Source organism: Nonomuraea sp. NPDC049378 (assembly GCF_055586745.1).
This window is the reverse complement of the sequence record NZ_JBVJHP010000013.1, coordinates 293,678-302,681: the sequence shown is the minus strand read 5'-3', so window position 1 is coordinate 302,681 and position 9,004 is coordinate 293,678. Positions and strand designations below refer to the sequence as shown.

General features: G+C 72.7%; 9 protein-coding genes. 2 read left to right on the top strand and 7 right to left on the bottom strand.

The window, feature by feature from the left end:
* The first annotated feature begins 1 nt into the window (after position 1).
* Complete coding sequence (locus ACZ6SA_RS28570) at positions 2 to 1,063, top strand: aminoglycoside phosphotransferase family protein (protein ID WP_465831523.1); 1,062 nt, start codon at positions 2 to 4, stop codon at positions 1,061 to 1,063.
* Between the two features lie 45 nt (positions 1,064 to 1,108).
* Here ACZ6SA_RS28570 and ACZ6SA_RS28565 read toward each other — a convergent pair whose 3' ends face one another.
* The 6 genes from ACZ6SA_RS28565 to ACZ6SA_RS28540 all read right to left on the bottom strand — a co-directional run bounded on the left by ACZ6SA_RS28565 (position 1,109) and on the right by ACZ6SA_RS28540 (position 7,646).
* Positions 1,109 to 2,194, bottom strand: coding sequence for a M24 family metallopeptidase (locus ACZ6SA_RS28565; protein ID WP_465831521.1), 1,086 nt, complete (start codon positions 2,192 to 2,194; stop codon positions 1,109 to 1,111).
* Positions 2,191 to 3,102 (bottom strand): ABC transporter ATP-binding protein, encoded by a 912-nt coding sequence (locus tag ACZ6SA_RS28560; RefSeq protein WP_347644919.1) that lies wholly within the window; start codon positions 3,100 to 3,102, stop codon positions 2,191 to 2,193. The genes ACZ6SA_RS28565 and ACZ6SA_RS28560 overlap by 4 nt, the downstream gene beginning before the upstream one ends.
* Positions 3,099 to 3,929, bottom strand: coding sequence for an ABC transporter ATP-binding protein (locus ACZ6SA_RS28555; RefSeq protein ID WP_465831518.1), 831 nt, complete (start codon positions 3,927 to 3,929; stop codon positions 3,099 to 3,101). Before ACZ6SA_RS28555 ends, ACZ6SA_RS28560 begins: the two co-directional genes overlap by 4 nt.
* Before the next feature lie 187 nt (positions 3,930 to 4,116).
* Complete coding sequence (locus ACZ6SA_RS28550; RefSeq protein WP_465831516.1) at positions 4,117 to 4,992, bottom strand: ABC transporter permease; 876 nt, start codon at positions 4,990 to 4,992, stop codon at positions 4,117 to 4,119.
* Complete coding sequence (locus tag ACZ6SA_RS28545; RefSeq protein ID WP_347644921.1) at positions 4,989 to 6,056, bottom strand: ABC transporter permease; 1,068 nt, start codon at positions 6,054 to 6,056, stop codon at positions 4,989 to 4,991. The genes ACZ6SA_RS28550 and ACZ6SA_RS28545 overlap by 4 nt, the downstream gene beginning before the upstream one ends.
* A gap of 12 nt (positions 6,057 to 6,068) precedes the next feature.
* Positions 6,069 to 7,646, bottom strand: a complete 1,578-nt coding sequence (locus ACZ6SA_RS28540) for an ABC transporter substrate-binding protein (protein WP_347644922.1) — start codon at positions 7,644 to 7,646, stop codon at positions 6,069 to 6,071.
* A gap of 109 nt (positions 7,647 to 7,755) precedes the next feature.
* On the opposite strand from ACZ6SA_RS28540, the gene ACZ6SA_RS28535 reads away from it, so the two are divergent.
* Entirely contained in the window at positions 7,756 to 8,385 is a 630-nt protein-coding gene (locus ACZ6SA_RS28535) for an Lrp/AsnC family transcriptional regulator (RefSeq protein WP_347644923.1), read from the top strand.
* Positions 8,386 to 8,451: 66 nt separating this feature from the next.
* Here the strand turns inward: ACZ6SA_RS28535 and ACZ6SA_RS28530 are convergent, their stop codons facing one another.
* Complete coding sequence (locus tag ACZ6SA_RS28530; RefSeq protein ID WP_465831513.1) at positions 8,452 to 8,787, bottom strand: avidin-fold protein; 336 nt, start codon at positions 8,785 to 8,787, stop codon at positions 8,452 to 8,454.
* Positions 8,788 to 9,004: the final 217 nt, after the last annotated feature.

The window sequence follows — 9,004 nt, the reverse complement described above, 5'->3', positions numbered from 1 at the left end:
GGTGGAAGAGGAGTTCACGCGGGTGCTCGGCGGCGCCGACGCCGTCATGGAGCCGCTCACGCACAACCCGAAGAACGGTGTCACCGGCGGCATCTGGCGGGTCCGCAGGGGCTCGCGCTCGGCCGTCCTCAAGGTGCTGACCCGGCGGAAGGACGCCCCGGACGGGTGGCGGCACTCCGACGACCCGCACCACTGGAACTACTGGCGCAGGGAGGCCGACGTCTACGCCGGCGGCCTGCCGCAGCTGTGGGCGGGCGCCGGCCTGCGCGCTCCGAGGCTGCTCGACCTGGTCGAGCGGGACGACGGCGACCTCGCGCTGTGGACCGAGGACGTGTCCGGCGCGCCCGGCACCTCCTGGGGCGTCGACCGCCACGCCCGCCTCGGGCTCCGGCTCGGCCTGGCGCAGGGGGCGGCGGGGGAGGTGGAGCGGCCCTGGCTGAGCCGGTCGTTCCTGCGCGACTACACCGCGACGCACCGGGTGCCGTACGCACTGCTCGACGACGACGCGGCCTGGCGGCACCCCCTGGTCGCGGAGAACTTCCCGCCGGGCCTGCGCGCCGAGCTGGTACGCCTGCATCGCGACCGCGAGCAGTTCCTGTCGATCATGGAGGCGCTGCCGAGGACGCTGTGCCACCTCGACCTGTGGCCCAGCAACGTCATCGACGGCGACGGCGAGACCGTGCTGCTCGACTGGGCGTTCACCGGCGACGGCGCGCTCGGGGAGGACGTCGGCAACCACATCCCCGACAGCGTCTTCGACCTGTTCCTCCCCGCCGCCCTGCTGCCCGAGCTCGACGCGGCCGTCTACGGGTCCTACCTGCGGGGGCTGCGCGAGTCCGGCTGGCGCGGCGACGAGCGCCTGGTACGGCTGGCGGTCTGCGCGTCGGCGGTCAAGTACGACTTCCTGGCCCCGCTGATGCTGGCGCGGGCGGGGGAGGAGCAACTCGACTACGGCGGGAGCAGGCCGGTGGTCGCCGCCCGCCGCTACCGCGAACGCGGCGCGGCCCTGATGTACCTGGCGGGCTGGGCGGACGAGGCCCGCCGGCTGTCCGAGCACCTGTGACCGGCGCGACCGCCTCACCGGACCGTGTGCGAGGTGCGGGCGGTCTCACCGGTCCAGAACGGTCAGGGAGTGCGGGCTCGTGCCCAGCGCCAGCGGCCCGCCGTCCGTGCAGGCCACCACGTCCGCCACCCGTGCCCCGAACAGGTCGGGCACGTAGATGGCCGGCTCCAGGCAGAACGTCATCCCCGCCGCCAGCACGGCGTCCTCGCCCGGCCGCGGCCCCTCGTCGTGCCCGAGCCCGATGCCCCGCCCGGCGTGCGCCGCCGCGAACCGCCCGTACCCGCTGCCGTCGATCACCTCGCCGACCGCCCTGGACACCGCGGCCACCGGGACACCGGGACGCATCACCGACAGGCCCGCCCGGTGCGCGGCGGCCACCACCGAGTACATCGCCTCGAAGTCCTCCGGCGGCTCCGCCACCGCGAACACCCTGGCGACCTCCGCGCAGTAGCCGTCCCACCGCCCGCACACCGAGACCAGCAGCGCGTCGCCCGGGTTGATCACCCGCTCACCGGGCGCGTGCGCGGGCCGCGCGGTGTGCTCGCCCGCCGCCACCCGCAGCGACAGCACCTCCTCGCAGCCCGACTCCACCAGCAGCGACCGCAGCCGGCGGGCCATCGCCCGCTCACCCGCCCCGAACCAGGCCAGCTCCCGCGCCTGCCCCAGCACCTCCTCCGCGGCCGCCACCGCGCGCGCGACGGCCTCGATCTCGTACGGCTCCTTACGCAGCCGCAGCGGCGCCAGCACGGCGGAGGCGGGCACCAGTTCGGCCTCGACGGCGAGCCCGAACAGCTCGCGCACCCGCATCTCCGGGTCCACGCCGACCCGCCGCGCCCCCTCCGGCACCAGCCGGGCGGGCTCGGCGGTCTCGGCGACGGCGTCGCGGGTCACCACCAGGTACGGCCCCTTCCCGCCGCCGAGGAACCGGAAGTCCGGTGACGGCCGCAACACCAGGGCATCCACCCCGGCGCCGGCCATGGCCTCCCGCACGGCCACCATCCGCCCGCTCATCCGCCCGCTCATCAGCCCGCTCACCAGCCCGCTCATCAGCTGGGCGTCCTCCACCTCCGCCCTGACCGCCGACCCGCCGCCCGGCGCGGCGTCCTGCGGGGAGCGCGGTGGGGGCGTCACCGCGGCGGCTCGTGCAGCCAGCAGGCCACCGGCCCGAAGTCCGGCTCCTTGCCGCGGCACACGTCCATCACGTGCGGGCAGCGCGGATGGAACCGGCACCCCTGCGGCGGGTTCGCCGGATCGGGCACGTCGCCGGGCAGCTCCGCGGGCAGCACGCCCCTCCCGTCCGGCTGCGGGATGGCCTGCAGCAGCGCCTTCGTGTACGGGTGCCGCGGCTCCGCCCACACCTCCGCCGTGTCGCCCACCTCGACGATCCTGCCCAGGTACATGACGGCGATCCGGTCGGCGATCAGCCGCACCACGGACAGGTCGTGGCTGATGAACAGCAGTCCCGCGCCCGCGTCCACGGCCAGGTCCCGCATCAGCCTGGCCACCTGCGACTGGGCGGAGGCGTCCAGGGCGGAGATGGGCTCGTCGCCGATCAGCAGCCGCGGCCGTGCGGCCAGCGCCCTGGCGATGGCGATGCGCTGCCGCTGCCCGCCCGAGAACTCGTGCGGGTGCCGGCCCGCGAACTCGCGCGGCAGACCGACCCGTTCGAGCAGGTCGGCGGGTGAGGTGACGGTGTCCCGCGCGGTGCGCAGCCCGTCGGCGACCTGGTCGCCGACCCGGCGGCGCGGGTTCAGCGACGCGTACGGGTCCTGGAACACCATCTGGATCCCGGTGAGCCGCCTGCGCCGCAGCCCGAGCGGGGTGACCGGCTGCCCGTCGAACGTGATCGAGCCGGCGGTGACCGGGTTGAGCCCGCAGACGGCGCGGGCCAGCGTCGACTTGCCGCACCCCGACTCGCCGACCAGCCCGACGACCTCGCCGGCGCCGACGGTCAGGCTCGCCCCCGCCACGGCGCGCACCGCGGGACGGCCGGGGGAGCGGTGCTCGACGACCAGGTCGTCCACGCTCAGCAGGCTCATCGTTCACCCTCCGGGACGGGACCGGAGGCGGGCCCGCCGGGTTGTTCGCCGGGTTCGGCTGTGCCCGCGCCGGGCAGGGAGCCGAGCAGCGCGCGGGTGTAGGCGTGAGCCGGTTCCCGCAGCACCCGCCCGCGCGGCCCCGACTCCACGACCAGGCCGTTCTTCATCACGCTCACCTCGTCCGCCACCGCCGACATCACCCCCAGATCGTGCGTGACCAGCAGCACGGCCAGCCCCAGCTCGTCGCAGAGCCCGCGCAGCAGCCGCAGCACCCCCGCCTGCACGGTCACGTCCAGCGCCGTCGTCGGCTCGTCGGCGATCAGCACCTTCGGCGAGCAGGCCAGCGCGACGGCGATCGCTATGCGCTGCCGCATCCCGCCGGAGAACTGGTGCGGGAACCGCCCGTACGCCTCCGCGGGCCCGGGGATGCGCACCTTGCCGAGCAGCTCCACCGCCCGCTCCTTCGCCTCGGCCCTGCCCAGGCGAAGGTGGTGCCGCATGTGCTCGGTGAGCTGCCTGCCGACGGTCAGCATCGGGTGCAGGCTGGTCGCGGGGTCCTGGAAGACCATGGCGACCTCGCCGCCGCGCACCCGGTTCAGCTCCTTGGCCGGCAGCGCCAGCAGGTCGCGCTCACCGAGCCGGATCGTGCCCGACGCCCGGGCGCCGTGCGGCAGCAGCCCCAGCACGGCCAGCCCGGTCATGGTCTTGCCCGACCCGCTCTCCCCGGCCAGGCCGTGCACCCGGCCCGCGGCCAGTTTCAGGTCGACGCCGCGCAGGATCTCCTTGCCGCCGATCGACACCTTCAGCCCGCTGATGTCCAACGTCACAGGTCCTCCTCCGTCGGACCTGCGACAGGTCGCCGTGCTGATTTGTTCCCTCGCTCCGCTCGGTCACGGTCCTCCTCCGTCGGACCTGCGACAGGTCGCCGTGCTGATTTGTTCCCTCGCTCCGCTCGGTCACGGTCCTCCTCCGTCGAACCTGCGGCCAGGTCGCCGTGCGGGCTCGTTCGCTCGCTCAAAGGGCACGCTCCTTGATCGCGCGGGCGGTCCGGGGATCGAGCGCGTCCCGCAGCGTGTCACCCAGGAAGTTGAACGCCAGCACCACGGTCAAGATCGCCAGGCCCGGGAACGTCGCCACCCACCAGCTGTCGAACACCTCCACGCCCGAGGCCACCATCGCCCCCCACTCGGGGGACGGCGGCTTGGCGCCCAGGCCGAGGAACGACAGCCCCGACAGCAGCAGCAGGGCGGTGCCGATGTCGAGCGTGGCCAGGACCAGGACGGGACCCGTCACGTTCGGCAGGACGTCCACCCGCAGGGACCGCCACACCGAGAAGCCCAGCAGCCGCCCGCTCAGCACGAACTCCCGCTCCCGGACCCCCAGCACCAGCCCGCGCGTCACCCGGGCGTAGGCGGGCCAGGCCACGACCAGCACGGCCAGCACCGCGTTGCCGAGGCTCGCGCCCAGGGCGGCGGCCACCACCATGGCCAGGATCACGGTCGGGAACGCGAACACCAGGTCCGCCACCCGCATGATCGTCTCATCCACCCACCTGCCGAAATATCCGGCACACGCCCCGAGCAGCCCGCCGATCAGCACCGACAGCGCCACCAGCAGCAACGTCAGCGGTATCGACACCCGCGCCCCGTGCAGGACCCGGCTCAGGATGTCGCGCCCGAGCTGATCGGTGCCGAACCAGTGGCCGGGTCCTGGAGCGGCCAGCCGCGGCAGGTCCTGGGCCAGCGGATCGTGCGGCGCCAGCACGGGCGCGGCCAGCGCGATCACGATCCAGGCCACGGCCAGTACGGCGCCGACCACGGCCAGCGGCTGCCGCCACGCCTCGGGGAGCCGCCTGAGCAGGCCCCGGCGGGCCAGGGGGTTCCGTGTCACTGGAGCCTCACTCGGGGGTCGATGACGCCGTACAGGACGTCCACGATCAGGTTGATGACCAGGTAGACGACGCCCACCACCAGGCCGACGCCCATGACGGCGGGCAGGTCGAGCGTGGTGGCGCTCTTGTACGCGTACTGCCCGATGCCGGGCCAGGCGAAGATCGCCTCGACGAGCACGGTGCCGGACAGCAGGCTGCCGAAGGCCAGGCCCGCCACGGTGATGATGGGCACCAGCGCCGAGCGCAGGACGTACCGGAAGAGGATCGTCCGCCCCGGGAGGCCCTTGGCGCGGGCGGCGCGCACGTAGTCCTGCCCGAGCACCTCCAGCACCGCCGAGCGGGTGAAGCGGGTGAGCAGGCCGATCGTGTACAGGGCCAGCACGAGGGCGGGCGTGACCAGGTGGCCGGCGGCCGAGGAGAAGATGTCCCAGCGGCCGGCCAGCAGCGCGTCCACCGTCTGCAGCCCCGTCACGGGCGGGGCCGAGCCGAGGGCCGCGTCCACCCGGCCGCTGCCCGGGGTGAGCTGCAGCCGGTAGAAGAACACGTAGAACGCCACCAGCGCCAGCCAGAACGTCGGGACGGAGATGCCGACCAGGCTCAGCACCCGCAGCGCGTGGTCGGGCAGCCGGTCCCTGCGCAGGGCGGCGATCACGCCGAACGCCACGCCCAGCACCAGGGAGACCAGGATGGCGGCGCCGGCCAGCTCCAGCGTGGCGGGCACGTACTCGGCGAGGTCCTGGGCGACCGGGCGGTGGCTCTGCTGGCTGGTGCCCAGGTCGCCCTGCACCAGTCCCCGCAGGTGGATCAGGTACTGCTGCCACAGCGGCTTGTCCAGGCCGTGCTCCGCCCGCCACTGCGCGACGATGGCCGGGTCGCCGAGCGCCCGCTGGCCGAGGTTCGCGGCCACGGGGTCGCCGGGCACCAGGTTGGTCAGCACGAACGTCACCAGCGTGATCCCCCAGGCCATGAGCACGGCCAGGAGGAGGCGCCGGATCAGGAAGCGGGCCAGCGGATGCGCGGTCCGCCGCGGTCGCGGGGCGGGCGGACCCTCCTTGTCGGGCACCTGCCTGATCCCTTACTTCACGCCGAGGTCGGCGACGTCGACCGTCCACACGGGGTGGTAGTCCAGGCCCGTCACCGACCCGGCCGTCACGATGTTCTGGCTCGGCTGGATCAGCGGGACGAACGGCCCGGACGCGTTGAGCTTGGTCTGCACGTCGGCGAAGGCCTCCTCGCGGGCGCCGTCGCCGATCGCCGCGGCCGCCTTCTCCCCGGCCTCCTCGATCTCCTTGGCCGCCCCAGGCTTCCAGCCGGCCCGCAGCCCCACCGTCTTGCCCGGCAGGAACGCCAGGTAGTCGCTGGGGTCGGGGTAGTCAGGCCCCCAGTACCACAGGCCCATCTCCTCCTTGCCGTTGCGGTAGTTGTCCAGCGCCGTGCTGACCGGCGCGGGCTGGAGGTCCACCGTGATGCCGACCTCCTTGAGGTTGGCCTGGATGCGTTCGGCCAGCGGCTGGAAGGACAGGCCGTTCACGGTCAGCTCGGTCGGGTACTCCAGCTTCACGGTCGGGTTCGACAGCCCGCCGGCGGCCAGCGCCGCCTTGGCGCCGGCGACGTCCCGCTCGGCGCCCTGGTCGGCGGGCAGCGCGCCGAGCAGCTGCGACGGGATGACCCCCGGCGCCTGCGTCGAGCCCTCGCCGGCCAGCTCCAGCAGCCCCGCGTAGTCGACGCCCTTGCGCACCGCCTCGACGAACTTGGGGTTCGTGGTGGTCCTGCTGATCGCGGAGTCCTGGTTGGCCAGCAGGAAGATGACGTTGGCCGAGGCGGTCTTCTTCACCTGCAGGGTCGAGGGCATGCCGGTGACCTGGTCGCCCGACAGGTTCAGCGCGATCTGGCTGTCGCCGCGCTGCACGTTCAGCTTCTGGGTGGCGGCCTCGACGTTGCGGATGACGACCTTGTCGTAGGCGGGCTTGGCGCCGTAGTACTTCGGGTTCGAGGTGAGCACGACCTGGCTGCTGACGTTGAAGGACTCGATCCGGTACGGGCCCGAGCCGGCCGAGTTGGCGTTCAGGTACTGCTCGGCCTTGTCCTGGGCGTCGGCGGTCGCGCCGTGCTGCTTGGCGACCTTGCTGTTGATGATGCCGAGCGCCGGGTTCGGCAGGATGTACGGCAGCGCCGGGTTGGGCGCCTTCGACGTCAGCGTGATCGTGGAGTCGCCGGTCCTGGCCACCTCGACCCCGTCGAGCAGGAACGACGGCGTACCCTTCATGTCACGCACCCGCGTCAGCGAGAAGACCACGTCGTCGGCCGTCACCGGCGAGCCGTCGGCGAAGGTGGCGCCCTGCCTGAGCTCCAGCGTCAGCTTCCTGCCGTCCTCGGCCAGCTCGTACGACTCGGCGAGGGCGGGCACCGGCTTGGTCACGTCGGCGCCGTCGAACGTGAGGAGGGTCTCGTAGACCGCCTTGCCGACGATGAGCCCGGTCGGCTCGTACGTGCGGCCGGGGTCGGCCGTCTTGAGGTCGAAGGACGTGTCGATGACGAGGGTCTTGCCGCCGCCGCCGGAGGCGGGGGTCCGGGACGTGCCGCCGCTTCCGCAGGCGGCGAGGGCGAGTGCACCGGCGAGCAGCACAGCCGCCGTCTGCGAGCGGGTCGCCATGTAGGTCCTCCATGATGGGACGTTCAGCAGGGGATGCGGAGGATTGTCCGGCAGAACGTCCAGGCACCGTGCGCCCAGCGAGACGTATATAAAGGTCGGTGAGGTAATGATGAGTGAAATTTCTAGAAATGGTGGCGGCGACGGCGGTCAGTCTGGACGGATCGGCATCGGTCTCGAACTGGACGACGTCCACCTGAAGATCCTCGAGGTCCTGCGCGAGAACGGCAGGATCTCGGTCGCGGCGCTGGCCGAGCGGGTGGGCATCTCCCGGGCCAACGCCTACACCCGCTTCGAGGCGCTGCGCGCCGACGGCGCGATCAAGCGGTTCACGGCCGAGATCGACCACGTGCGGGCCGGGCTCGGCATCACCGCGCTGATCTTCGTGACCGTGCGCCAGCAGATGTGGAAGCAGTTCAGGGCCGAGCTGGCCAGGATGCCGCAGGTGGAATACTGCGCGATCACCACCGGCCAGCACGACGCGATGATCCAGGTACGCGTGTCCGACGTGGCCGAGGTGCACACCATGGTCACCGACCGGCTGGCGAACATCCCGGCGGTGAAGGCGACCGAGACCGTGTTCATCCTCGACGAGGTGCTCAGGCGGCCGTACGTGCTGCCCAGCGACCGGGCCAGGCCGGCGCGGCGGCCCGCCCAGGAGACGCAGGGCGAGGTGCCGCTCGGCAAGATGCGCTTCGTCGGCGCCGCCGAGGGCCGCGCCACCCTCCACAAGGAGGGCTGAGCGGCCGGCTGCCCACATGACGAGGGCTGATCAGGACACCACGGCTGCCCGCGTGACGAGGGCCGGTCAGGACACCTCGGCGCACACGCTGACGTGCACGGTGTCGTCCCCCTCGAACGAGAACTCCTCCACCAGGCGAAGCCGCCCGTCGTCCCCGGCCTCGACGCGGCTGCTGCTGTGCCCGCCCGCCGTGCCCCCGGCCTTGAGCGCGTGTGCGTAACTGATCGACACCAGGTCGCCGTCCCGCGTGCCGACGAAGCGCCCGTGGGTCACGGTGTCGCCGGAGTAGTGGCCCCACACCACCCCGTCCGCCTCCCAGTACTGGAACTCCGTCGGGCTGTCCAGGTCGACCTCGCTCGCCGTCGAGGTCACCATCACGAATTTGCGGCCGTTGAGATTCACGCCCCCATGCTCCCTGCAAGTCTCGAAATATCAGCCTCTCGTTGGACAAATGGCGAGGAAGGGCCCTCAATGATCGGCAATCCGTCCAGCCGGCACCGGCACGGCGGCCCGTACGGCGAGTACTTCGGCTGAACCCTCACGAGCGCGGAACCCGCCCGGGACTTTACCGATCACCGCCTGCCGCCATCGTCGCCCTATGTGATAGTAATGTCGCACT